Source organism: Streptomyces sp. NPDC054834 (assembly GCF_053611185.1).
Window position 1 is genome coordinate 101,012 of the sequence record NZ_JBSGZV010000003.1, and the last position, 23,335, is coordinate 124,346.

Annotated in this window: 19 protein-coding genes and 2 pseudogenes; 7 read left to right on the forward strand and 14 right to left on the reverse strand. The window is 71.3% G+C overall.

Translation table 11 applies throughout. From position 1 onward, the window contains the following. Positions 1 to 6: 6 nt before the first annotated feature. Complete coding sequence (locus ACWGJM_RS05435) at positions 7 to 2,136, reverse strand: glycoside hydrolase family 27 protein (RefSeq protein WP_453410346.1); 2,130 nt, start codon at positions 2,134 to 2,136, stop codon at positions 7 to 9. Positions 2,137 to 2,415: 279 nt separating this feature from the next. Here ACWGJM_RS05435 and ACWGJM_RS05440 point away from each other — a divergent pair, with 279 nt between their 5' ends. The 4 genes and pseudogenes from ACWGJM_RS05440 to ACWGJM_RS05455 all read left to right on the forward strand — a co-directional run bounded on the left by ACWGJM_RS05440 (position 2,416) and on the right by ACWGJM_RS05455 (position 8,805). Beyond that, on the forward strand, positions 2,416 to 6,483 hold the full coding sequence (locus tag ACWGJM_RS05440) for a discoidin domain-containing protein (RefSeq protein ID WP_453410347.1): 4,068 nt from the start codon (positions 2,416 to 2,418) through the stop codon (positions 6,481 to 6,483). 620 nt (positions 6,484 to 7,103) lie between these two features. Beyond that, positions 7,104 to 7,367 carry a hypothetical protein gene (locus ACWGJM_RS05445; RefSeq protein WP_361438895.1) on the forward strand — a complete coding sequence of 88 codons (264 nt, stop codon included), beginning with the start codon at positions 7,104 to 7,106 and terminating at the stop codon, positions 7,365 to 7,367. 158 nt (positions 7,368 to 7,525) lie between these two features. Beyond that, positions 7,526 to 7,822: pseudogene (locus tag ACWGJM_RS05450) on the forward strand (PaaI family thioesterase); the annotation flags it as partial. Then, the gene (locus ACWGJM_RS05455; RefSeq protein ID WP_453410348.1) at positions 7,819 to 8,805 is read left to right on the forward strand and encodes an MBL fold metallo-hydrolase; all 987 of its coding nucleotides are present in this window, start codon (positions 7,819 to 7,821) and stop codon (positions 8,803 to 8,805) included. The pseudogene ACWGJM_RS05450 and the gene ACWGJM_RS05455, both read left to right, overlap by 4 nt. On the opposite strand, the gene narI is transcribed toward ACWGJM_RS05455, so the two are convergent. From narI to ACWGJM_RS05475, 4 genes and pseudogenes are all read right to left on the reverse strand, one after another. Beyond that, positions 8,760 to 9,428 (reverse strand): respiratory nitrate reductase subunit gamma, encoded by a 669-nt coding sequence (gene narI / locus ACWGJM_RS05460; RefSeq protein ID WP_453410657.1) that lies wholly within the window; start codon positions 9,426 to 9,428, stop codon positions 8,760 to 8,762. The two genes, ACWGJM_RS05455 and narI, sit on opposite strands and share 46 nt — an antisense overlap. A 32-nt stretch (positions 9,429 to 9,460) precedes the next feature. Next, positions 9,461 to 9,976 (reverse strand): nitrate reductase molybdenum cofactor assembly chaperone, encoded by a 516-nt coding sequence (narJ, locus tag ACWGJM_RS05465; RefSeq protein ID WP_453410658.1) that lies wholly within the window; start codon positions 9,974 to 9,976, stop codon positions 9,461 to 9,463. Between the two features lie 117 nt (positions 9,977 to 10,093). Beyond that, positions 10,094 to 10,501 (reverse strand): annotated as a pseudogene (locus ACWGJM_RS05470) (nitrate reductase subunit alpha); the annotation flags it as partial. A 251-nt stretch (positions 10,502 to 10,752) separates the two neighbouring features. Beyond that, complete coding sequence (locus tag ACWGJM_RS05475; RefSeq protein WP_453410349.1) at positions 10,753 to 11,736, reverse strand: aldo/keto reductase; 984 nt, start codon at positions 11,734 to 11,736, stop codon at positions 10,753 to 10,755. A 243-nt stretch (positions 11,737 to 11,979) separates the two neighbouring features. Here ACWGJM_RS05475 and ACWGJM_RS05480 point away from each other — a divergent pair, with 243 nt between their 5' ends. Then, positions 11,980 to 13,503, forward strand: a complete 1,524-nt coding sequence (locus ACWGJM_RS05480) for a YfbK domain-containing protein (protein WP_453410350.1) — start codon at positions 11,980 to 11,982, stop codon at positions 13,501 to 13,503. Positions 13,504 to 13,583: 80 nt separating this feature from the next. On the opposite strand, the gene ACWGJM_RS05485 is transcribed toward ACWGJM_RS05480, so the two are convergent. Both ACWGJM_RS05485 and ACWGJM_RS05490 read right to left on the reverse strand, forming a co-directional pair. Beyond that, entirely contained in the window at positions 13,584 to 13,955 is a 372-nt protein-coding gene (locus ACWGJM_RS05485; protein ID WP_453410659.1) for a hypothetical protein, read from the reverse strand. A 104-nt stretch (positions 13,956 to 14,059) separates the two neighbouring features. Continuing rightward, positions 14,060 to 14,878: a class I SAM-dependent methyltransferase gene (locus ACWGJM_RS05490; RefSeq protein ID WP_453410351.1), complete on the reverse strand. Its 819-nt coding sequence runs from the start codon at positions 14,876 to 14,878 to the stop codon at positions 14,060 to 14,062. 263 nt (positions 14,879 to 15,141) lie between these two features. Between ACWGJM_RS05490 and ACWGJM_RS05495 the strand changes: the two genes are divergently transcribed. Further along, positions 15,142 to 16,386 (forward strand): hypothetical protein, encoded by a 1,245-nt coding sequence (locus ACWGJM_RS05495; RefSeq protein WP_453410352.1) that lies wholly within the window; start codon positions 15,142 to 15,144, stop codon positions 16,384 to 16,386. A gap of 79 nt (positions 16,387 to 16,465) precedes the next feature. Here ACWGJM_RS05495 and ACWGJM_RS05500 read toward each other — a convergent pair whose 3' ends face one another. The 5 genes from ACWGJM_RS05500 to ACWGJM_RS05520 are packed head-to-tail and all read right to left on the reverse strand — an operon-like array spanning position 16,466 to position 20,739. Further along, the gene (locus ACWGJM_RS05500) at positions 16,466 to 17,200 is read right to left on the reverse strand and encodes a hypothetical protein (protein ID WP_453410353.1); all 735 of its coding nucleotides are present in this window, start codon (positions 17,198 to 17,200) and stop codon (positions 16,466 to 16,468) included. Further along, positions 17,197 to 17,649 (reverse strand): protein-tyrosine phosphatase family protein, encoded by a 453-nt coding sequence (locus tag ACWGJM_RS05505; protein ID WP_453410354.1) that lies wholly within the window; start codon positions 17,647 to 17,649, stop codon positions 17,197 to 17,199. Before ACWGJM_RS05505 ends, ACWGJM_RS05500 begins: the two co-directional genes overlap by 4 nt. A gap of 9 nt (positions 17,650 to 17,658) precedes the next feature. Continuing rightward, positions 17,659 to 18,486, reverse strand: a complete 828-nt coding sequence (locus ACWGJM_RS05510) for an ABC transporter ATP-binding protein (RefSeq protein ID WP_453410355.1) — start codon at positions 18,484 to 18,486, stop codon at positions 17,659 to 17,661. 35 nt (positions 18,487 to 18,521) lie between these two features. Continuing rightward, complete coding sequence (locus tag ACWGJM_RS05515) at positions 18,522 to 18,722, reverse strand: hypothetical protein (protein ID WP_453410356.1); 201 nt, start codon at positions 18,720 to 18,722, stop codon at positions 18,522 to 18,524. Further along, positions 18,697 to 20,739 (reverse strand): BTAD domain-containing putative transcriptional regulator, encoded by a 2,043-nt coding sequence (locus ACWGJM_RS05520; protein ID WP_453410660.1) that lies wholly within the window; start codon positions 20,737 to 20,739, stop codon positions 18,697 to 18,699. Before ACWGJM_RS05520 ends, ACWGJM_RS05515 begins: the two co-directional genes overlap by 26 nt. Before the next feature lie 129 nt (positions 20,740 to 20,868). Here ACWGJM_RS05520 and ACWGJM_RS05525 point away from each other — a divergent pair, with 129 nt between their 5' ends. After that, positions 20,869 to 21,750: an alpha/beta fold hydrolase gene (locus ACWGJM_RS05525; protein ID WP_453410357.1), complete on the forward strand. Its 882-nt coding sequence runs from the start codon at positions 20,869 to 20,871 to the stop codon at positions 21,748 to 21,750. A 76-nt stretch (positions 21,751 to 21,826) separates the two neighbouring features. Here ACWGJM_RS05525 and sigJ read toward each other — a convergent pair whose 3' ends face one another. Continuing rightward, a complete protein-coding gene (gene sigJ, locus ACWGJM_RS05530) occupies positions 21,827 to 22,678 on the reverse strand; it encodes an RNA polymerase sigma factor SigJ (protein WP_453410358.1) in 852 nt (283 codons plus the stop codon). Next, positions 22,675 to 23,253, reverse strand: coding sequence for a carboxymuconolactone decarboxylase family protein (locus ACWGJM_RS05535; RefSeq protein ID WP_453410359.1), 579 nt, complete (start codon positions 23,251 to 23,253; stop codon positions 22,675 to 22,677). The genes sigJ and ACWGJM_RS05535 overlap by 4 nt, the downstream gene beginning before the upstream one ends. Between the last annotated feature and the right edge of the window lie 82 nt (positions 23,254 to 23,335).

Genomic DNA, 23,335 nt, shown 5'->3' on the forward strand with positions numbered 1-23,335 from the left:
CCTAATTTATTTGAATTGGGTTCGGTGCACATAGCCGTCGACTCCGCGGAACACCGCGTCGACCGCTCCGTCCGGGCCGGCGACCGCACCGAGCGCACCGTCGAAAGCGGCACTCGGGAACTCCTGCCGCTTGCTCCAGCCCTGCCAGGCACCGTCGGCGTACCGCTGCTGCCAGAGCGTGTAGTCGGCGGCCCGCGCGTACAACACCACCGTGTCCCCTGTGGCGACCAGCGTCGGGCTCCCGCTGACGGTCCCGCCGAGCGACGTCCACGCGGACCACTCCCCGGAGGTGTCCCGCGACCGTGTCCACACGTCGTCGGCCGCGGTGCGTACGGCGACATGGACGCGTCCCTGGCTGTCGACGACGGCGGACGGTCGTCCGTACGTCGGCCGGTCACCGGGTGCGCCGAGTGACGACCAGCCGAACGCCGGGCCGCGCTGCACGACCGTGCCGTCGGAACCTCGCGCGAACAGCGTCCAGTGCGTGGGGTCGCTGAAGGCCACGGACGGCGCGTCGGTCAACTGCCCGCCCAGGTTCTGCCATCGGCCCCAGCGTCCGCCGGTGAAGACCCGCCGGTACGCCCGGGAATCGGCGCCGCGTACGAAGACGTCGATCCGGCCGCCCGCGGAGGCGTACGCGGCGGGCTGGCCCAGGATCTTGCCCTGTGCGGGACCGCCGAGGTCCTTCGCCTCCCCGTCCGCCTTCGCGACCAGCGAGCCGTGCGGCCCCCGGTAGAACGTGGTCAGCGTGGAGCCGCCGCGCACGACGGCCGGGCTCGCCGTGGCCTGCGCGCCCAGGTTCGTCCCCGGCAGGGCATCGGTGCCGGTCAGCTTCAGGAACGCGGTGCCGTGCGCGGGGACCTCGACGGTGTACGACCCCGTGTGCGTGCCCCGGCCGGCATGCGCCCGCAGGTCGCGGACCTGCACGGGGCCGCCGAGGCCGGTGTCGGCGAACCGCACCGTCCGCTCCGCGGGCTGGTCGGAGCGGTTGAGCAGCACGACCGCGCGCCGTCCGTGCGCCTGGAGGACCTTGCTGTACACGTCGCCGACCGAGTCCGTGGCCACCCGAACGCCCTGGACGGCGAGGGGGTCCTGGTCGACGGCGATGATCTCCGGGTTGCGGAGTGTCTGGATCATCGCGTCGGACAGGGTGCGCGGGTCGGAGCCGATGACGAGCGGTGAGGCCATCTCGGCCCACATCACCAGTTGGGTGGTGGACTCCTCCTGCGTCAGCTCGTACGACCCGTCGGTCATGCGGCGCATCGGGATCAGGTAGTCCGGGTCGTTGTAGTGGCCGGGGCCCTGCGCCTCGGGGTGCCAGGCGTTTGCGTCCATGTTGCGCAGCACGTTGGGCCACTGGCCGGGGCTCGGGGAACCCCAGGCGATGTCCGTGCCGGTGCGCCAGGAGTCGGCGATCGTGGGGGCGTAGACGTAGGTGTTGTGGGCGTCCTGCTCGGGCGTGTGCGGCAGGCCCCAGTCGTCGGTGAGCGGGTTGCACAGGTTCAGCAGCATCTTGCGGCCGGACTTGGCGACCGCGTCGCTGAACTCCTTGAACGCCGGGCCCGGATGGAGCTTCGCGCCGATCCCGCACAGGAAGTCGACCTTGACCGCGTCGATCTTCCAGCTGGCGAACTGCCGCGCGTCCTGCTCGTAGTACCCGCGGCTGCCCAGACCGCAGCTCTTGCCTCCGTCGTAGGTGCCGGCGTCGGTGTAGATGCCGGCCCGCAGGCCGCGCTGGTGCAGGTAGGAGACGAGCGCCGGGATGCCGGACGGGAAACGGTCCGGGTTGGCCACCAACCGCCCTTGAGTGTCACGGGGGTTGTCGGCCTGCCAGCCGCCGTCGAGCCAGACGATGTCGTAGCCGCTGTCGCGCAGCCCGCCGGCGACCAGCTTGTCGGCCACGGAACGCACTTCCTTCTCGGTGGGTGCGCCGAGTCCGTAGTACGTGTTCCAGCCCATGTAGGGCGTGGGGGCGAGGCCGCTGTCGTAGTACGTGGGTGCGCCCTGGTCCTGGGCGGCCCGGGCCGTGGCCGCGGGGGCGGCGGTGACGGCGAGGACGGTCGCGACGGCGGCCGTGGTGGCCCGGCGGCCGAGTCTGTGGCCTGCGGTCTTGCGGGTGTGCGGGTGTGAGGTCACGTGCCTCTCCGGATGGCTGGGAAGCAAGGAGCGTGTGACGCGGGCCGCTGCGGGAGGGTCCGACCGCGTCACGCCGAAGACTGTGGCGCGCGGCCGAAACCCTGTCAATATTAATTCCTAATTTATTCAAACTAGGGCTTCGTCCGGCTGGAAGTCTTGACAGTCCCGTACCGCCGGTGCAGGGTTCGGCAACGTTGTCAAAGCCTCTCGGCAGCGGTGTCCGCCAGCCGCCTCAGCCCGGTCCCCGTCCGTGAACGTCCCTGATCGGAGCCGCAGTTCATGTCGGATCAGTCGTCCAGACCCTCCCGTCGCGCCGTCCTGTCCACCGGCTCCACCCTGCTCGCGGGCTTCGGGCTCGGCACTGCCCTGCCCGCGGACGCCTTCGCATCCGATTCCGGACAACCGAACCGGCCTGCGACGCCCGGCGACCTCGCGGTCCACCGCCCCGTCTCGGTGTCCTCCACCGACTACGCGCCCACCCCCGGCGCGTTCGCGGTCGACCGGCTCGACGCCGTCGGGGTGCGCGGCACGGGATGGCGTGCCGGGGCCGGCGACCCCCAGTGGATCTCCGTAGACCTCCAGGCCCTGTGCGAGGTCGAGGCCATCCGCCTCACCTTCGAGGCGACGGCCGACGACCCGCCGTACGTCGACGCACCCGGCGGCAACCCCCGGGACAACACGACCGGGCAGGAGATCCTCTCCAGCTGCGCGGTCGGCTTCGTGGTCGAGACGTCACGGGACCACGAGGCGTGGACGGCCGTCCACCGCACCGACTCCGGCAAGGGCGGAGTCGTGGAGATCGCCCTGCCCGAGGCCGTCACCGCCCGCTGGGTCCGGCTCACCGTGCACAAGCGCTCCAACGCCAACCCGCTCGGGCTCAACGGCTTCCAGGTCCACGGCACCTGCCGCACCGCGCGCCCCGCGGCCACCGGCTGGACCGACTGGGGCTCCCAGCACCGCACTCCCCCGGCCCTGAAGGTCGCCGACGACGGCACGGTGCCACTGGAGTCGGGCTGGGACCTCACGCTGGACGACTGGGCCGGTGCCGACGGCCCGGCACTGTCCCGCGCCCCGGTGGACACCAGTCGCTGGCTGCCCGCCACGGTCCCCGGCACCGTCCTGGCCTCGCTCGTCGACCAAGGCCGCCTGCCCGACCCGGTCGCCGGCTTCAACAACCTCCATGTCCCGGAGGCCCTGTCCCGCCACTCCTGGTGGTACCGCCGTGAGTTCCGCCTCCCCGAAGAGCTGCCCACGGGTGCCGGACGCCATGTCTGGCTGGAGTTCGACGGGGTCAACCACAAGGCCGAGGTCTGGCTCAACGGCAGCGCCGTCGGCGACCTCTCCCATCCCTTCGCCCGGGCCGCCTTCGACGTCACCGGACTCCTCGCCGACGGGGGCGAGCAGGCGCTCGCGGTGCGGATCACGCCGATGCCGTTCCCCGGCAGCCCGGGCGACAAGGGGCCTGCGGGGCTGGCGTTCGTCGACGCCGGGGCGAACATGATGAACCGCAACTCTCCGACCTACCTGGCCTCTTCGGGGTGGGACTGGATGCCGGCGGTCCGGGACCGGGCGGCCGGCCTCTGGAACCACGTCCGGCTGCGCTCCACCGGCGCCGCGGTCCTCGGTGACCCCCGCGTCGACACCCGGCTGCCCGACCTGCCCGACACCTCCGCCGCCGAACTGACGATCGTCGTCCCGGTACGGAACGCGGACAGCGAGAGCCGGAACGTCACCGTCTCCGCGGCCTTCGACCGCGTACGGCTGAGCCGGACCGTCACCGTCCCCGGCGGCGGTACGGCCGACGTGACCTTCGCGCCCGCCGATCACCCCGAACTCAGACTGCGCGACCCCGAGTTGTGGTGGCCGAACGGCTACGGCGACCCGCATCTGCACCCCCTCACCCTCACGGCGTCGGTGGCCGGCCGGGAGAGCGACCGCCGCACCACCCGCTTCGGCATACGCCAGTTCGGCTACGAGTACGACATGCCGCTCGTCTTCCAGTCCGGCGGCGACGCCTACGCGCAGACCGTGCGGCTCACCCGCGCCAAGGCACGCTACGTCCGCGTCATGTGCCGCACCCGGGCGACGAACTGGGGCTCCTCGATGTGGGCCCTGTCCGTACAGGACAGCTTCGCGCCGGACACCGACCTGGCCCGCGGCAAGCAGGCCACGGCGTCCTCCGTCGACGACCCGGCCGACCAGCCCGGCAACGCCACCGACGGCGACGCCGGCACCCGCTGGTCCAGCGCGTACGAGGACGACCAGTGGATCCAGGTCGACCTCGGCTCACCGGTGGCCTTCGACCGCGTCGTCATCACCTGGGAGCAGGCCTACGCGAAGACGTACACCGTCCAGATCTCCGACGACGGCGAGAACTGGACGGACTCGGCCTCGGTCGACAACTCGGCGGTGCCGCTGCCGTTCCGCACCGGAGGCGCGGCAAGCCTTCAGAGCGTGGACTTCGGGGCGCGCACGGCCCGGTACCTGCGGGTCATGTGCCGTACTCGGGCGACCAGTTGGGGCTCCTCGATGTGGAGCCTGTCGGTGCTGGACAGCGCCGCGCCGGACACCGACCTGGCCCTGCGCAGAACGGCGACCGCGTCCTCGGTCGACGGCACCAACGAACCCGCGAACGCCACCGACGGCAACCCGGGCACCCGTTGGTCCTCCGCCTACGCGGACGACCAGTGGATCCAGGTCGACCTCGGCTCACCGGTGGCCTTCGACCGCGTCGTCATCACCTGGGAGCAGGCGTACCCGAAGACGTACACCATCCAGGTCTCCGACGACGGTGACGACTGGACGGACGTCAAGTCCGTCGACAACTCCCCCGTCCCGCTCAAGATCAGCGTCAACGGGGTCCGCGTCTTCTGCCGGGGCGGCAACTGGGGCTGGGACGAGCTGCTGCGCCGGATGCCGGCCACCCGCATGGACACCGCCGTGCGGATGCACCGGGACATGAACTTCACGATGATCCGGAACTGGGTGGGCAGCAGCAACCGCGAGGAGTTCTACGCGAGCTGCGACGAGCACGGGCTGCTGGTCTGGAACGACTTCCCCAACGCCTGGGCCATGGACCCACCGGACCACCAGGTCTTCCTCGACCAGGCGCGCGACACCGTCCGCCGCTACCGCATCCACCCGAGCGTCGTCGTGTGGTGCGGTGCCAACGAGGGGAACCCGCCGGGTCCCGTGGACGACGGCATGCGCGCGGCGGTGCGCGCCGAGGCACCGGACGTGCTGTACCAGAACAACTCCGCGGCCGGGATCGTCTCCGGCGGCGGCCCCTACGGCTGGGTCGAGCCCGAGCGCTACTTCTCTCCCACCACCTACGGCAGCGGCGGCTTCGGATTCCACACCGAGATCGGCATGCCGGTCGTGCCCACGGCCGAGACGATGCGCCGGCTCGTCGGCGACGAGCCCGAGTGGCCGATCGGCGGCGCCTGGTTCCACCACGACTGGAGCACCAGGGGGAACCAGGCACCGCAGAACTACCGCGCCGCCGTGGAGACGAGGCTCGGCGCCGCCGAGGACCTGGCGGACTTCTGCCGCAAGGCGCAGTTCGTCAACTACGAGAACCACCGCGCCATGTTCGAGGCCTGGAACGCCCGGCTGTGGGACGACGCGAGCGGGCTGATGCTGTGGATGTCCCACCCCGCCTGGTACAGCACGGTGTGGCAGACGTACGACTACGACTTCGACGTCAACGGCGCCTACTACGGGGCCCGCAAGGCCGCTGAGCCCCTCCACGTCCAGGCCGATCCGGTGAACGGCCGGGTGATCGCGGTCAATCACACACCCCACGCCGTCAGGGGCGCCACGGTGCGCGCCTGCCGCTACGACCTCGCCGGCCGCCGACTCGCACCCGAACGCCGCACGTCGGTCGACCTCGCACCCTCCGGCACGGCGGCCGTGTTCACCCTGGACGCGCTGCCCGGCTTCCACCTGCTGCGTCTGCGCCTGACGGACGCGCACGGTGAACTGCTGTCGGAGAACACGTACTGGCGGTACGGCAAGCCCGAGGACATGCGGGCGCTCAACACCGCCGGGCGGTCCCGGGTGTCCGTCGAGGTGACCGCGACGGACCGCTCGGGCTCCCGGCACGCTGTCACGGCAAGGCTGCGCAACCGGGGCACGTCGGTCGCCGCGATGGTCCGCGTCTCGGTACTCGACGCGAGGACCGGCCGCAGGGTGCTGCCCACGCAGTACAGCGACAACTACCTGTGGCTGCTCCCCGGCGAATCAGGACTTCTCACCGCCTCGTGGCCCGCCGACGCACCGGGCTCGACAAGGCCGAAGCTCCACGTCGAGGGCTACAACGTGCCGGTGGCCACCGCTCAGCCATGACGGCAAATCCCGTTGCTGGGCTTGCTTCCTGGTGTGCTCAAGACTGAGGCCATGCCCGGATTCGCCAGCACGGACAACGAAGCCCTCGTCTCCTGTCTGGGCGACCCGCAGGGCGCGGTCGCGGCCTACCACGCTGCTCAGGCGCGGTCAGGACGCGATGAGCGCCATCCACGCCGGCCTGCGCCATGAGAACGCGGCAGTTCGCGAGGGCTGCTGCCGACTCCTCAGGAGTCGTCCCACACCCAGGACCCGAGCCAGCCGTCCGAAAGAAGGCGGGCTGGTACACACCCGGAGGGCCCCTCTACGAACGGACCGCCCAACTCGGCCCGAAGCAACGGGAGCGCACCGGGCGGTTCGGCGTGAAGTAACGATACTGCGGTGAAGATGGGCTTTCGGCCGGTCCCCTGGGCGCGGCGTAACCGAAATCCGTTCACATGTGCACTAAAATGCAAAACGCCCGGACGGTGCCGCCGCAACCGTGAACTGTCAGGCGCTCAGGAAGCGAGGGATCGCGGCTCGCCGGGTCTTCACGTCCGCGAATCAGATGATGTCGACTGCCTGGTTGGAGCCGCAACCCGGCGGCCTCGGTCGCTGGGTCTATACCCCTCAGGGAGGCCCCCGTGTCGAAGTCTTCTTCCGCCGCCTGCGTCGAACCCCGTGTCCCCAGCCCGCGACGGCTGGGCGGTTCCGAGGCAGTGGTGATCGTGATCGTCATCTGCCTGAGCTCCGTTCTGGCAACGGTCGCCGGGATGACCGTCCCCGACGTACTGCGCCTGCTGGCGGGAGCCGGCACGGTCGCCGCCCTGGTGATCGGCCTGGTCACCCAAGCACCGCTGCGGAGCCTGCGCCGACTGCTGGGCGCTCTGCTCGCTCCATCGCTCTGAGCACTCCGTTCGGGCGAGGACGTCACGGCGTCCTGGGCGGACCCGCACACCGGGCGGCGCCTCCGGGACGCCGTGGCAGACCGCGCCCCTGGCATCTCCATGATGTCCGTAGCAGAGGAGGGCACATGGAAGACCAAGCGCAGCAGGAACAGGCGAGCCCCGAGGTGCAGAAGCCCATCCGTGCCGGAGCCACCAGCGCCATCGCGGACAGCGCCGGCGGGTACGCCGCCTACACCCTGTTCCCCGAGGACACCGACGTTCTCACCGTCGAGTACAAGATCAACCTTCTGGCGCCCGCCGTCGGCGACCACATCGAGGCGGTCGGAACCGTCCTGAAGGCCGGTCGCACCCTGACGGTATGCCAGTTGGAGGTGTTCGGCGTCCAGGACGGCCGGCGGCAGCTCGCCGCCAACGGGCAGCAGACACTGATCCGCGTGAACAGGCCCGAGCAGTGAGCCCCCAGCCGCCGTTGCCGTCCTGGGTGACCTGGCGGCGAAGGCCCTTCCCCGATGCCAACCTGCTCCTGCTGCACGGCCGGCAGCCGGCCCTGGTCGACAGCGGGTTCGTCGCCCACGCGGAGGAGACCGCCGCCTGGGCCCGCGCGCACGCCGGGGACGTCGGCCTCGTCGTGAACACCCACTGGCACTCCGACCACGTGGGCGGCAACGCCCTCCTCCAGGCGAACGGCGCCGCCGTCGCCGCCGGAACCCCGGAAGCGGAGGCGATCGCCCGCCGGGACCCCGGCTGCTGCGCGGCCGAATACCTCGACCAGCCGGTCGCCCCCTACTCGGTCGACATACCGCTCGACGACGGACAGGTCCTCCGGCTCGGGGACGCCGACTGGGAGGTCGTCCGCACCCCTGGCCACACTCCCGGGCATCTGGCGCTGTGGCAGCCGGAGGAGCGACTGCTGGTGTCCGGCGACGCTCTGTCGGACTACGACATCGGCTGGGTCAACCTCGCCCTCGACGGGCCCGGTGCGGCGGCCACCGCGCTCGACTCGCTGGAGCGGATCGCCGGCCTCGGCGCCCGGGTGATCCTTCCCTCGCACGGGCCGGTGCCCGCCGACCCCGGCGCGGCCTTCGCCACTGCGCTGCGCCGTGCCCGGCGCCTCGTCGACGACCCGGACGGTGCGGTCTGGTACGGCGCGCGGCGCATCTTCGCCTTCGCCCTGATGATCCGCGGCGGGATCCCGGCCGGTGAGGTCGAGCCGTACCTGCACGCGCGGGCCTGGCTGACCGACGCCGCACGGCTCCTGGACCGCACACCCGAGACGCTCGCCTCCGAACTGACCGCCACGATGCTGCGCAGCGGCGCCGTCGTTCTGCGTGCGGGGCGCCTGCACGCCACCGCGGAACACACACCGGTCCGGGCGGAGTCGATGCGTGTGCCCTATCCCCGCACCTGGCCGGATGCTCCCCGGCCGCGGGAGCGGTAGACGAGGTAGGGCCGGACCGCGTAGGCGAGCGGCGGCGCGAACGCGTGGACGAGGCGGCTGAACGGCCACAGGGCGAAGAGGGCCAGGGCCAGCAGAGCATGGCACTGGTGGACGAGCGGGGCGTGCGCCATGGCGGTGACGTCGGGGTCGAGGGTGAACAGGCTGCGCAACCGGACGGCGACGCCGAGCCGGTAGTCGTAGGGGTTGGTCACCGAGGAGGCGGTGGCGGTGAGGCCGGCGAGCAGGACGAGGACGAGCAGCGGGGAGGTGGCCCGGTCGCTGCGGCTGGTCGCGCGGCGTACGGCGGGTACGCGCAGCCGGCGGTACAGCAGGAGGGCGAGGCCTGCGACGGCCGCGATCCCTGCCGTGCCTCCCATGGTCAGGGCCGCGGCGTGGTACTGCTCCTCGCTGATCCTCAGGCGCCGGGTGAGTGCTTCGGGGACGAGCAGGCCCATGACGTGGCCGCCGATGACGAGGAACAGCGCGTGGTGGAACAGCGGGCCGCCGATGCTCACCAGCCGGGACTCGCGGAGCCGGCTGGAGCGGGTGGTGAAGCCGAAGCGGTCGTAGCGGTAGCGCCAGGCGGTGCCGGCGACCGGCACGGCCAGGCAGAGGTGGCGCAGTACGCCTCACAGCGCGATGCGCAGGTGCGTCATCAGTGGCGTACTCCTTGGTCGAGGGTGGCCCGGACGGCGCGGATCACGTCGAGATAGGGGCTGCCCTGGGCGGCGAGGCCGGCGGCGAGCAGGGCGAGGGCGCCGCGGTGGTCGTGCAGCACGGCATGGCCGGCGGCCGGGCAGCGCGCCGCGAACTCCAGGACGGCGGGGAGGTGGTCGGGCAGTTCACCGTCGGACGGCTCCCAGCCGTACTGCCGGTAGCGGGCCTTGAGCGCGGCGAGCGAGGCGCCCCGGCGCCGGGTGTCGCCGTCCGTGTAGTGGGTCAGGTGCAGGGTGCGGCGGCGGCTGCGGTCGAAGGTGGTGACGTACTGGGCCGCCAGTTCGAGCAGCGGGATGTCGGCGGTGCGGCGGCAGAACCGCAGCAGGAATTGCGTCGCCGGGCCGGACAGCCCGTCGATCGACTCCAGCACCTGGGCGCGGTGGGCCGGCCAGCGCTGGTCGGGGTAGTGCAGGAGCAGGGAGGCCGCCTGGTGGACGGCGCGGTGCTGGTTCATCGGGGCGGCTCGGCCTTCCGTTCGGGGAACAGCCCTCGCGGCCGGCCGAGCCCGTTCCAGTTGAGCAGATTGACCCGGCCGCGCAGACTGCCCCGCGCCCCGGGGTCGGCGCCCGCACGCCGCCACGGGATCGCCGGGCCGTGCGCGGGGCTCGCGGTACATCTCCAGGAGGACGCCTCGCGCGTGCGGGTGGCGCACGCGCGTCGGCGAGTAGGTGTACCAGGAGAAGGACGCGCCGCGCGGGCAGCCGCGCGGTTCGTACCCGGGCCGGTCGGGGCCCGTCGAGGGGTAGTCGGTCTCCTGGGTCTCCCAGGTGATCAAGCCGTCCTTGACGTACACCTTCCACGAGCACGAGCCGGTGCAGTTCACGCCGTGGGTGGAGCGGACGACCTTGTCGTGGGCCCAACGCTCCCGGTAGGGAGCGTCGTTGACGCCCTGATCGGTGCGGAAGACCGCCCGCAGATCAGGTGTGGTCTCGGTCCGTCGCAGCTTGCTTCCCGCTCGCAGCGGTTGATCGGCGGCCAGCGCCGCCGCTCGTTCCGCTTCCCGTCGGGCACCGCGCCGTCCCACTGTGCTCACTCCCTCTGCCGTCGGCAAATCACGCGGGCCCCGACGGCCAAGACCGTCGGGGCCCGCGTTCCGCTTCTGCAAGCGTCGGACACCGTCACGCTATGCGTTCATGCAACTACGCAGAGTTGATGATGTCTATACGGTACTTTTCTTGCTCTTTGCAATAGCTGTACATGGCACGGGGATTCGGGGCGGGGCGGGGGGCTTTACTCGTGCACCGGTGCCCGCTCGTCCAGGAGACCCTCGCTTCGCAGGTCGTCCCAGATCTGCGCCGGGATCTTCACGCCGAACGCCGCCACGTTGCGCCGCACTTCGTCCGCGGTACGCATGCCGACGACGATTCCCGCGACGGCCGGGTGGCGGAGCGGAAAGGCCATCGCCAGCTCCGGGAGCGTCACGCCGTGTGCCTCGCAGACATCGGCCATGCGATGCGCGCGCTCCAGCATCCGCGGTTCCGCGGGCGCGTAGTCGAAGGTGGCGCCTTCGGCGGGCCGGGCCGTGGCGAGCAGACCGGAGTTGAAGATCGACGCGGCGAGGACCGAGACGCCCCGGTCCGTGCACGCGGGCAGCAGTTCGTCCAGAGCGCTCTGGTCCAGAAGTGTGTAGCGGCCGGAGAGCATCACCACATCGACATCCGACTCCTCGACCAGCCGGGTCAGCTTGCCGGGGTGGTACATCCCCGCGCCGATCGCGCCCACCACCCCTTGGGCGCGCAGTTCGGCGAGGGCCGGACAGCCCTCACGCAACGCGTCCTCGAAACGCTCCTCCGCGTCGTGCAGGAACAGCACGTCGATACGGTCGACGCCCATCCGCTCGAGCGAGTCCTCCACGCTGCGCAGGACACCGTCGCGTGTGAAGTCCCACACGCGGCGGTGCGTGGCGGGCACCGCGAAGCTCTCGTCCATCCGGCCCGCCGGGTCCTGCGGGACCAGCAGTCTGCCGACCTTCGTCGACAGCGTCACCTCCTCGCGGGGCTTGCCGCGGACCAGAGCACCCGTGCGGCGCTCGGAATGCCCGATGCCGTAATGCGGAGAGGTGTCGAAGTAGCGGATCCCGCTGTCCCAGGCCGCTTCAAGCGCTCCCGCAGCGGTCTCGTCGTCCAGTGGCGCGAAGAGTCCGCCGAGCGGACCGCCACCGAAGCCCAGCTCCGTGACCCGCACCTTGCTCTTCCCGAGCCGGTTCCGCCGCATCCACCGTTCCCCTCGTTGGTTGGTGACGCGCGATCATCTTGCCGTGGCCCGCCGCACTCACCAAGGGAATTTCCGCCGGCGCGGGCACAGCATGGCTGAGGGACCGGCTGTCCCCTTCTGTGCCCGCATCGAGATCCTTCCGCAACGCTCCGGGGCGCACGTTCCGACCGCACGCGGCGTCACAGTCACAGTCACAGTCACCGTCACAGGAGACGGCGTCGACCGGCACAGGGGGCGAACAAAATGGAGCAGTTCCGGATGAAGCGGCTGCGCGGCGCGCTGCTCGCGCTGACGGCGGCGGGGGGCCTGCTGCTCACCGGGTGCAGCGCGGGTGACGCCGATTCCAGCGTCGACGGCCCGAACCACGGGGCCCTGCGGGCCCCCGCCCCCGGGCAGAGCCAGGGCTCCGGCGGGCGGCAGGGCGCGACGGCCGACTCGGACTCCCCGTCCGACCGTCTCTCCACCTTCGCCCTGGACGTGGACACCGCCTCCTACGGCTACGCGCGCCGGCTGCTCGACGAGGGGCGCCGGCCCGCGCCGTCCACGGTCCGGCCCGAGGAGTTCGTCAACAGCTTCCGCCAGGACTACCGCCGCCCCGACGGCAACGGTTTCTCGGTGACCGTCGACGGGGCCCGCACGGACAAGGCGAACTGGTCACTGATCCGGGTCGGCCTCGCCACCCGGGAAGCGGACCCGGAGGGCGAACGCCCGCCCGCCGCCCTCACCTTCGTCGTGGACGTCTCCGGCTCCATGGACGAGCCGGGCCGCCTCGACCTGGCCAGGAAGTCCCTGGACACGATGACGGACCGGCTGCGCGACGACGACTCGGTCGCGCTCGTCACCTTCAGCGAGAAGGCGGAGACCGTCCTGCCGATGACTCGGCTCGGCGGACACCGCGGGGAGGTCCACGACGCGATCGACGGCCTTGAGGCGCAGTCCTCCACCGACCTCGGCGCGGGCGTCGAGACCGGATACGCCACGGCGGTCGAGGGCCTGCGCGAAGGCGCCACCAACCGCGTCGTCCTCATCTCCGACGCCCTCGCCAACGACGGGGACACCGACCCCGATTCCATCCTCGAGCGCATCGCGACGGCCCGCCGCGAACACGGCATCACCCTCTTCGGCGTCGGTGTCGGCAGCGACTACGGCGACGCCCTCATGGAACGCCTCGCCGACAAGGGCGACGGACACACGGTCTATGTGTCGGACACCGATGACGCGCGGAAGGTGTTCGTCGAGCAACTCCCGCAGAACATCGAGCTGACCGCCCGCGACGCCAAGGCCCAGGTGGCCTTCGACCCCGCGACGGTCGCCGAGTTCCGCCTCGTCGGCTACGACGACCGTCGGGTCGCCGACGACGACTTCCGCGACGACCACGTGGACGGCGGCGAGGTCGGCCCCGGCCACACCGTCACCGCCCTCTACGCCGTGCGTACCCGGCCCGGACGCGACGGTCACCTCGCCACCGCCACCGTCCGCTGGCTCGACCCCGGCACGCGAGCACCGCACGAGGCCACCGGAGAACTGGAGACCGGCGCCCTGCGCACATCCGTCTGGACCACCGGCCCCCGCTTCCAAGTCGCCGCCGTCGCCGCCTACTTCGCCGACGCCCTGCGCTCAACGGACTCCGACCGCACCACCCTGCCGGGCGCCCCGGGCCTCGAGACCCTCCACCGCCACGCCACGGCCCTGGCCCGCGCCACCGAGGACCCCGCGGTACGGCAACTCGCCCAGGCCATCGAGGAGGCCGGCCACGACCTGGACTGACAAAAGTGAGGTGCAGACCCAGAGCGACGGGTCCGGGCCTGCACCATGCCTTTCGTCTTCCAGTGCCGGACAGCTACGGCTCAGCGCTCTTGGGCCGGCTCGTCAGACCGGACGCCGTCCGACATCGCGTGGTCGGTCTCTGTCTTTTGGCCCTTGTCGAACCCCGAGCGCCCGCCTTCAGACTGACCGTCAGGCCGGGAAGCGCACTGGCCCACCTGCTTCATGGCTCCCATGTTCCCAGGCAGAACGACCAAGAGGAGTTCTTCGAGCCGCCCCTGCGTCTGCTTGACCGACACCTCGCACGTCTCATGACGTGCGGTGCCCTCAGGCGGTGCGGGGCTGTCGGCCGCGGCGGGTGCGGCCGAGGTCAGGGCCGCGGCAAGGCTGATGACGGCGGCAGTGGCCGAGTGCGCCACGGATCGCCGCAGACAGTGCATACGAGGAGTCTTCATGATCACACTCTGAGTGGAGAGAGACTCAGGAGGAGTGCACGACGGGCCCTCGAACAGGCAATTCAACCCGAACGTACGATCCCCGCCGACGGGCTGACGTCGCATCAGCGGCGTTGCCCCCAGGCCATCATCATGCCCGGCGCGAGTTCCGCGAGCCCGGGTGAGGCGAGGTATGCCATCGCCTCATCGATGACGGCGGTGTCCACCCGGCCGGTGTTCACCAGTGCCGGCCGCATCCGGCCCCAGGTCTCGGACCAGAAACGAGCCAGGGGGTCGCCCACGACCAGTGGTGGGCAGACCAGTTCCGCGGCCACACTCCGCAGGCCTTCCTCTCTCAGGAAGTGCGGGTACGCCGGGACGGACGAGATGTCCGTTCCGATCGTCGACTTCAGCGCCTGCCACATGGCGTCCATGGTCCGCCGGTAGGCGGACGAGGTGTCCAGGGCATTCGGCACTTCCACGGCATCGCCCAGCACCAGCCAGCCTCCCGGGTTCAGCCAGTGCGCCAGCCGCGAGATGAGGCGGCGACGTTCGGGCAGGTGCATGAGGACGAATCTGGCATGGATCAGGTCGAAGCCGCCGGGCCGCAGGCTCTCGTCGGTGATATCGGCGGTGACCACTTTCAGCCGGGGGCCCGCGAGGGCGGCCAGGGCGCTGGTGTCCCGGTCCAGGGCGACCACCTCGTCGACGCGTGCCTCTTCCAGCAGCCAGCGCGCCAGTGTTCCGGTCCCGGCCCCAACTTCCAGGCAGCGCCTGCCCGGCCCCGCGCCCAGTGCCCGCAGACGGGGCGTGGTGACGGAATCGTAGACCTGCGCGGCGGCGTCGATCCGCTCGGCCTCCCGGGGGTGTTCCGGATCGAACAGTTCCTTGCCGTAGCGGCCGTCGCCGCAGTCCTCGCCGTTCCCTGTGCCTCTCGACGCCATGCCTCTCCCTGATCATCGGAGGTCCGCAGCAGCCACGATGACAGGCTTCGGGACCAACCCATCAAGGGCATCGGCCACTTGGCGGTTCCATCGACCCCATCGGGCGAACGACGTCCGGGAGACGGCCGCGGACGGGCGGCAGCGCAAGGTACTGCGCCACGTGTGCAAGCAAGCACGCTTCGCACTGCCGAGCACAGGCGGGCACCGGCGCGTAGCGTGGAAATGCCGGGCCTTTTCGGACAACTTTCCGGAAGGAAAGCGCGATGACCACCAGATCGACCCATGTAACGCTCAACAATCACGCCACTCTGGCAAGGGGGTCCGACCGCCGGGATCTGAAGCTCAGGCGTACCGCGATGCGCCTCGATCGCGGTGAGTGGACCGCGAGTCCGCCGGAACTCATCAGCGACAGGGGGGAGTGGGAGTTCCGGGCCGACGAACTTGCGATCGGTGCCGGGGGGCAGGTCATCTACCGGTTGGAGGATCCGGACGGTGCGCCCGCGGGTGAGGTACGCGTGCGCTGGGGCGACTCCTCCGCCGCTCCGGGCTCGCCGGACCTGGGCGCCGCTCCTGCGGCCGTGGTGGAGACCGAGCTCGGTTCCACGGTGCTGCACACCGAGGACGGCGGCGACGCCTCAAACGTGATCTTCGAGGTACGCGACGACCTGCGTGAAATCAGCGATGAGGAACGCTCCACCGGCGTCGCCACGGTCGCGGATGTGCTCGAGGCGATCGACATGCAGCGCTTCGCCGCGATCTGGGAGCTGTCCCCGGGACCCTCGTTCCACGCGATGCATGGTCTGACTTCCGGGCAGTACCAGCAGAGATTCAACGTCCTCGTCGGTCAGGGCTTCCGGCCCGTGCAGGTCAGCGGTTACTCCAGCGGCGGCGTCGACCTGTTCGCGGCGATCTTCGAACAACGCCCGGGACCGCCCCTGCAAGCCCGCCACGGACTGACCGCGGACCAGTACCAGCAGACCTTCAACGACCTCGTCGGACAAGGCTTCCGCCCGGTGGACGTCAACGGCTACCTGAGCGCCGCCGGGGGTGAGCGGTTCACCGCGATCTTCGAACAACGCCCAGGACCGGCCTTCCAGGCCCGCCACGGACTGACCGCGGACCAGTACCAGCAGACCTTCAACGACCTCGTCGGACAAGGCTTCCGGCCGATACGCGTCAGCGGTTACTCCAACGGCGGCGTCGACCTGTTCGCGGCGATCTTCGAACAACGCCCGGGACCGCCCCTGCAAGCCCGCCACGGACTGACCGCGGACCAGTACCAGCAGACCTTCAACGACCTCGTCGGACAAGGCTTCCGCCCGGTGGACGTCAACGGCTACCTGAGCGCCGGTGGCGGCGACCGGTTCACCGCGATCTTCGAACAACGCCCAGGACCGGCCTTCCAGGCCCGCCACGGACTGACGGCGGACCAGTACCAGCAGACCTTCAACGACCTCGTCGGACAAGGCTTCCGGCTGCTGCACGTCAGCGGCTACCGGAACGGCTGAGCGTCCCGGCGACGCTCGTGTGCCGTCCGGATCCGAGCTGCTCGAGGGCCGCACGGGCACGGCCCTCGAGCGCGTGCTGTCAGTGCAGGATGTTCACGGCACGGGCGACCACCAGGACCACCGTGACCAGGGAGACCGTCGACTGAAGCATCATCAGCATCTTGGCCCAGCGCGACAGGGGCATCACGTCGGTCGGGCTGAAGGCGGTGGAGTTGGTGAACGACAGGTACAGGTAGTCCAGGAACGCCGGCTCCCAGTCCGGGGGCGCCAGCTCCGGGCTCTGCATCTGCACGAAGAGGAAGTCGGCGAACTGGCGGTTCCCCAGGGCCCTTGCCCTCGGCCCGCCCCGGTCCCACTCCCAGTACCACAGGGCGAACACGATGACATTGGTCAGCCAGATCCCGCCTCCGGTCAGCAGCAGCGGCCCGGCGTCGCTCCCCTCGGTGCCGTTCACCAGACCGGCCACCAGCCGGGCCGCCGCCCAGCCGTTGGCCAGGCTGATCACGCAGATCAGGGCCAGGCCCAGCCATCGCAGCCAGGAGGTCCGGGGCTCGACCCGGCGGGGGTTCGCCGCGACCAGACCGGCCAGCAGCGCCAACTCGAGTACCGGCAGCGCCCAGTACGGCTGGAGGGTGAGCCGGTGCGGCAGCATCATCTGGAGGGTGACCGCCACCAGGATCACAGCGGTCACCGCCCAGCGCGGCTCACCCCGCGTGGCCCGGCGCCACGCCGGAATCAGATCGCGCTCGCCGGTCTCCAACAGCCGCTCGATCCTGGCCAGACGGCTCTCGGCGTCGTCCGTACCGTCGCTCATGCCTTTTCTGCGTCTTCTGGCTTGCCGAAGCGCAGCACGAAGCGTCGCTGCCAGGGTGTCTCCACAGCACGAGGGTGGTAGTGCCGGCGGACGAACGCGACGGCTTCGTCGGCCGGGACTCCGTCAAGGACGGCCATGCACGCCAGCGCCGTACCTGTCCGTCCGCGCCCGCCTCCGCAGGCGATCTCGACGCGTTCGTTCGTCGCCCGGGTCAACGCCTCCTTCAACACGTTCCGTGCTTGCCGGCGGTCCTTGGGAAGCCGGAAGTCGGGCCACGGCAGCCATCGGGCTTCCCAGTCGGTGAGTGGGGGCTGCTTGCCGAGCAGATGGACCGCGAAGGACGGCGTGGGTCCCGCGGGCAGGGGATGACGCAGTCCCCGGCCACGCACGAGCACGCCTGAAGGGAACCGTATGGTCCCGGCATCGGCAGAGTTCCAGCTCTCAGCCATGCGAGCACCCTACCGAGGCACGGCCGTCGACCTGGCGTACCAACGGCCGTCATGCGATTCGACCCGGATGGGCCGCCCGAAGCAGGCGGTGAAGTTCTCCGAGGTCAGCACCGACTCCACGGGACCCGAGACCAGTTCACGGCCTTCCCGCAGCAGGAAGGCGTGCGAGGTGGAGGGCGGCAGTTCCTCCGGGTGATGGGTGACGGTCACCGTGGACAGTCCCGGCCGGCTGGTCGCAAGGCGGTGCAGCGCGTCCACCAGGTCCTCCCGCGAGGGAAGGTCGAGGGCGTTGAACGGCTCGTCGAGAAGCAGCAACGACGGGTCGGACATCAGGGCACGTGCGATGAGGATCCTGGCGCGCTGCCCACCCGAGCAGTCACCGTAGGCGCGCCCGGCGAGTTCCTTGCAGTCCAGTTCGGCCAGGAGCTCCTGGGCGCGTTCCCGGGCAGCGGTGTCGTACATCCGCCACAGCGGCTGCACCGTGCCGGTCACGCCGGTGAGGACCACCGTGCCCGCGCCGGCGTCCAGAGGCACCTTCTGCGCCGCGTTGACGAAGCCGATGCGGGCACGCAACTCCCGTACGTCCACCCGGCCGAGGCGGTGCCCGAGCACGTCCACGGTTCCCCTCGTGGGATGGATCGAGGCTCCGGCGAGACGCAGCATGGTGGTCTTCCCAGCCCCGTTCGGCCCGAGCAGCGCCCAGTGCTGTCCCTCATGTACGGTCCAGTCGACCGCGTCCAGGATCACCTCCTGGCCCGTCGTACGACGGTGAACGCTCACCCCGGACAGGGCGATGACGGGGCGAGAATCGCTGTGGCCTGTGAAGGGACCTGTCATCCGGGCAGCCTACCGGTCCGACGATCCCTGACGGTTCAGCCCTCCTCCGCCCCCGTCCGCCGGTCGGCGAGACGATCCCCGTCGGCGGCGTCGGCGGTACGAGCCTCGGTACGCCGGCCTCTGGCCAGGTAGTCACGGACGATCAACTCGACCGCGTCCTGCGGACTTTGCGTACCGGCCAGCAGCATCACTTCGATCGCCAGATCGCTGTCAAGGCTGATGGTGACCTTGGCCAAGGCACTCCCCCTTTGAGCGGTGTCGGCCGCATGGTGTCACCATTCTCTCCTGCAAGTCGTCGAGATGGGCCGAGACCGGGCCGAGGGTGAGCAGGCCGCTGCCCGCGCCGGCCAGTTCGCCCGCCGCCGGGGCGAGGGCCGTGCGGGCGCGTTCCATGGTCTGCCGGTCGTCGAGGGCCAGCGCCGCCCGGGCTGTGAGGCACCACAGGGCCTCCTGCAACAGGTCACGGGGCGGGTCGGGGACGACGCGCAAGGCTTCGGCGGCCTCGGACCGGCGGCCTTGCTCGATCAGGAGCAGGGGGCGGACCCAGGGAGCGTACGGTCCCCGATCGGTGTCGTCCGTGAAGGTCTCCACACCGAACCCGAGGGGCAGGGCACGCCGCAGTCTCAGGCACAGCAGCGCGAGCGGCAGCAGGCCCTCCGAGAGGCCCGGCATCCCCGCATCGTCCAGCAGGGAGGCCGCGCCCCGGTAGGCCGCCTCCACCTCCCCCACCGGCGCCCGGCCGGCCGCGTCGAGCCGGAGGGCGGCGTACCACCCGGTGAACACGCGCACCAGCGGCCGTTCATGACGTGCGGCGAGGCGGTCCGCGGCGGTCGCGTGGCGGTCGGCCCCGGCGAAGTCACCGAGGGCGCTGTGGGCCTGAAGGCGGACGAGGTGGCCGAGGACCTCGAACGCGGCCAGGCCGTGCCGGGCGGAGACGTCCACCAGTTCCGCGCCGATCTCGTCCCGGCGCGGGGCCAGTCCGGCGCGGTGGAAGCACTGCATGAAGGCGGCGTCGAGGGCGAACACCAGCAGCGCCGGGTCGTCCAGGCCGCGGGCCAACTCCTCTGCCTGGCGGGCCGCTTGGGGGCCGCGCATCCGCCGGGTGCCCCGCGACTCCAGGGCGATCGTGGCCAGCAGCCGGGCCTTGGCGGCCTCGTGGCCCTCGGCGGGCAGGGCGACGAGTGTGCGCTCGGCGGCCGCGACGACTCGCGCCGCCTGTTCCGGGTCGTCCAGGCGGGTCCAGACCGCGGGGACGTCGTAGGCACCGATCACGCGCGCGGTCAGTTCCGCGTCCCCCAGTTCCTCGGCCGCCGTGACGGCCTCGACCCGGTGTTCGCGGGCGGCCAGCAGACCGCTCCCGCCGGTCAGGGCGAGGCCGCGCAGCAGGCCCACCGTGGACTCCAGCCGGGCCCGGGCGCCGGGGGCCACCGTGCGGTCGTAGGCGGCGGCAGCCCGCTCCCACACCCGCTCCGCCGTCGGACCGGGACCGGAGGCGTGGTCGAGGTGGGCCGCCTGCTGGAGGATGTCGGCCTCCAGGGCGCGCAGTGCCGGGCCCGGGTCGATCCCCAGCTGCTCGGCCAGCAGTGCGCGGGCCCGGCGCAGCACGGCCAGCGCGTCGGCCTGGCGGCCGGTGCGGTACAGGGCCAGCGCCAGCAGGCGCCAGGCGTTCTCCCGCCAGGGGTGCCGGGAGGTGTGGGCGTCCAGGTCCGCCGCCGCCCGGTCGGCCAGGCCGAGGGCCAGCAGGGCCTCCGCACGGCGCTCGACGGCGTGCAGCCGCAGCTCGGCCAGCCGGCGGCTGTCGGCCCGGGCCCACGTCTGATCGGCGAACTCGGCGTAGGCGGGCCCTCGCCACCAGCCGAGCGCCTCCTCCAGCCGTGCGTCCACCTCCTTGGGCGGCAACGTCGCGACGGCCGCGACCGCCTGCTCGAACCGCCAGGCGTCCACGGCGTCGGCGGGTACGCGCAGCGCGTAGCCGGGCCCTTCGGTGACCAGCAGCCGGGCCGGGGTCCGGGGCGGGCGATCCGGTTCCAGGGCGCGGCGCAGCGCGGCGACGAACGTACGCACCGCGCCCACGGCGTCGGCGGGCGGCTCCGTCCACAGGTCCTCGACGAGCCGGGAGACCGGCACGACCCGCCCCCGGGCGACGACCAGCCGGGCCAGCACCGAGCGGTGCCTGGGCCCCTTCAGGGCGATGGGGTTCCCGTCTCCGTCCCAGGCCGCCACGGATCCGAGCACACCTATGGCGAGCCGCATCCCTTCCACCGCCCTCCGCCGCCAGGCCGCCCTGGTCCGGGGCTGACCGGCGTCGCTCATCCAATGCTCATCCGTCCCCCGCAGGATCGAGGAACCCACCCCACCGTATGCACCGAGAGGAGCGGAGCCGTGACCACACCTGTCATTGCCGGCTTCGACCAGCAGTACGTCCCCGTCGCCGACGGGGTGTCCCTGAACGTGGCCGTCGGCGGCTCGGGCACGCCCGTCGTGCTGCTGCACGGCTTCCCGCAGACCCACCTCATGTGGCGGCACGTGGCCGCCGACCTCGCCGCCGACCACACCGTGATCTGTCCCGACCTGCGCGGCTACGGAGCCAGCGACAAGCCCGCGGAGACCGACGGCGCCGTGTACGCCAAGCGCACCATGGCCGCCGACGTCGTCGCCCTGGCCCGCGCCCTCGGGCATGAGCGCTTCGCCCTGGCCGGGCACGACCGCGGTGCCCTGGTGGCCTTCCGTGCTGCGCTCGACCACCCCGACACGGTCACGCACCTTGCCTGCCTCGATGTGCTGCCGACCCTGGACATGTGGGAGGCGATGCACGGCGTCACCGCCGCCGTGGGTTTCCATCTGTTCCTGATGGCGCAGCCGCCCGGTCTGCCGGAGCAGCTGATCGGCTCCGCCCCGGACGCCTTCTTCGGTCATTTCCTCGACATCTGGACGTCCGGCCAGCGGGCCGTACCGGCCGACGTACGCGCCGCCTACCTCGAGGCGTGCCGCGCGGCGGTGCCCTCGATCGTGGCCGACTACCGCGCGTCGGCCGGGATCGACATCGAGCACGACCGGGCCGACCGGGCCGCCGGGAACCGGCTGCGGATGCCGGTCAGCGTCCTCCAGCAGGACTGGGGTGCGGTCCTCGGCTTCGATGCCGCCGCTCTGTGGGGGCCGTGGGCCCTCGACCTCCGGCACAGCACCGTCGGTTACGGCCACTTCATGGCGGAGGAGGCGCCCGAGAATGTCGCCAAGGCGCTGAGGGACCTGCTCGCCCGCTGAGCCGGGCGGCGAAACGTGTGTGTTCCGGGTGTCTCGAAGCACCCGGAACACACACGACGCCGGAGCGGCAGCGGGCCTACCTGGTCAGTTCGGCCGGTTCATCGAGCCGCGTCAGCTTCCGCGGATTCGCCATCGCGTGGATCCGGGTGATCTTCCCGTTCTCCACCACAAGGCTCACCGCCGCCAGCCGGCCGTCGATCTCGATCCGGGCCGCGGGCGCGCCGTTGAGCCACGCGGCCGACACCACGCGGTCCGGGCGGGCGAGCAGCTTCGCCACGAGTTGGGCGCCGTGGATCGGAGCCTGAGCGGCGTCCGCGAGCCCACCGCCGTCGGCGATCAGGACCACGTCCGGTGCCATGACGTCCAGCAGTTCCTGCAACCGGCCGGTGCGCAGCGCGTCCAGGAACCGCTCCACCACGGCCTGCTGCTCCGACCGGCTCACGGGCACCCGGGGCCGCCGGGCCGCCACGTGCTCGCGGGCCCGCCGTGCGATCTGCCGCACCGTGGCCGCGGTTTTGCCCGTGGCCTCGGCGATCTCGCCGTACGGCAGCTCGAAGACCTCGCGGAGCACGAACACCGCGCGTTCGGTCGGCCCGAGCGTTTCGAGGACGGTCAGCATCGCGATCGAGACGTTCTCCGCCAGCTCGACGTCTTCGGCGACGTCGGGGCTGGTCAGCAGCGGCTCCGGCAGCCACGGGCCGACGTACTCCTCGCGGCTGCGCGACATGGTCCGCAGCCGGTTGAGGGCTTGCCGCGTGACGGTTCGGACGAGGTACGCCCGCGGTTCCCGCACCTGCGAGTGGTCGACGTCGGCCCAGCGCAGCCAGGACTCCTGGAGCACGTCCTCCGCGTCGGTGGCCGAGCCGAGCATCTCGTAGGCGACCGTGAACAGCAGGCTGCGATGGGCGACGAACGGGTCCTCGGTCATGCCGTCGACGCCACGCCGGACGTCTCATCACGCGCGGCCAGCGGAATCTCGCAGGCGTCGGAGTAGCCCTGCGATGTGATCCCGTGCGCCGTGTTGCACCTGGTCGCCATGTTGGCGAAGCCGATGAACACGGTGAGTTCGACCAGCGCCGCCGGGCCGAGCCGGTCGAGCAGGCTCGCGGACAGCTCGTCGGTGACGGCCGGCGGTGTGCTGGTCATGGCTTCGGCGTACTCGAGGACGTCACGCTCCAGCGGCGTGAACACCTCCGACTGCCGCCAGCGCGGCACCTGGCTCGCCTTGGCCAGGTCCAGGTTCTGGTTCAGCGCGTGGAAGTAGTTGACGTCGAGGCACCAGCTACAGCCGACCTGTGCCGCGACGGCCATGTGCGCGAAGGTCTTGAGACTCGCGTCGGCCGCGTCCCACGTGCCCACCTTGGCCGAGAACTCCTGGTTGGCCTTGGCGAGTTCGGGGTTGTTCCACAGCACCTCGGTGGGCTCGGGCACGGCCCCGAACAGCTTGATCATGCTTTCGCGGAGCTCGGGGGCGAGCTCGGCCTTCGGAACGCGAAGCGTCACGGTGTTCTCCTTGTACGTGTGCCTGTGTGGCCGTTCGCCATGAAGACACCGCCGAACGCGCACATGTGACAAGGAAGTCGGA

Bases quoted from the DNA above. Each gene is read 5' to 3' on its own strand.
- ACWGJM_RS05475 (WP_453410349.1), bottom strand. From the start codon at position 11,736: ATGCGGCGGAACCGGCTCGGGAAGAGCAAGGTGCGGGTCACGGAGCTG.
- ACWGJM_RS05490 (WP_453410351.1), bottom strand. From the start codon at position 14,878: ATGGCGTCGAGAGGCACAGGGAACGGCGAGGACTGCGGCGACGGCCGC.
- ACWGJM_RS05500 (WP_453410353.1), bottom strand. From the start codon at position 17,200: ATGAGCGACGGTACGGACGACGCCGAGAGCCGTCTGGCCAGGATCGAG.
- ACWGJM_RS05495 (WP_453410352.1), top strand. From the start codon at position 15,142: ATGACCACCAGATCGACCCATGTAACGCTCAACAATCACGCCACTCTG.
- ACWGJM_RS05520 (WP_453410660.1), bottom strand. From the start codon at position 20,739: ATGCGGCTCGCCATAGGTGTGCTCGGATCCGTGGCGGCCTGGGACGGA.
- ACWGJM_RS05510 (WP_453410355.1), bottom strand. From the start codon at position 18,486: ATGACAGGTCCCTTCACAGGCCACAGCGATTCTCGCCCCGTCATCGCC.
- narJ (WP_453410658.1), bottom strand. From the start codon at position 9,976: ATGAACCAGCACCGCGCCGTCCACCAGGCGGCCTCCCTGCTCCTGCAC.
- ACWGJM_RS05485 (WP_453410659.1), bottom strand. From the start codon at position 13,955: ATGAAGACTCCTCGTATGCACTGTCTGCGGCGATCCGTGGCGCACTCG.
- ACWGJM_RS05480 (WP_453410350.1), top strand. From the start codon at position 11,980: ATGGAGCAGTTCCGGATGAAGCGGCTGCGCGGCGCGCTGCTCGCGCTG.
- ACWGJM_RS05440 (WP_453410347.1), top strand. From the start codon at position 2,416: ATGTCGGATCAGTCGTCCAGACCCTCCCGTCGCGCCGTCCTGTCCACC.
- ACWGJM_RS05505 (WP_453410354.1), bottom strand. From the start codon at position 17,649: ATGGCTGAGAGCTGGAACTCTGCCGATGCCGGGACCATACGGTTCCCT.
- sigJ (WP_453410358.1), bottom strand. From the start codon at position 22,678: ATGACCGAGGACCCGTTCGTCGCCCATCGCAGCCTGCTGTTCACGGTC.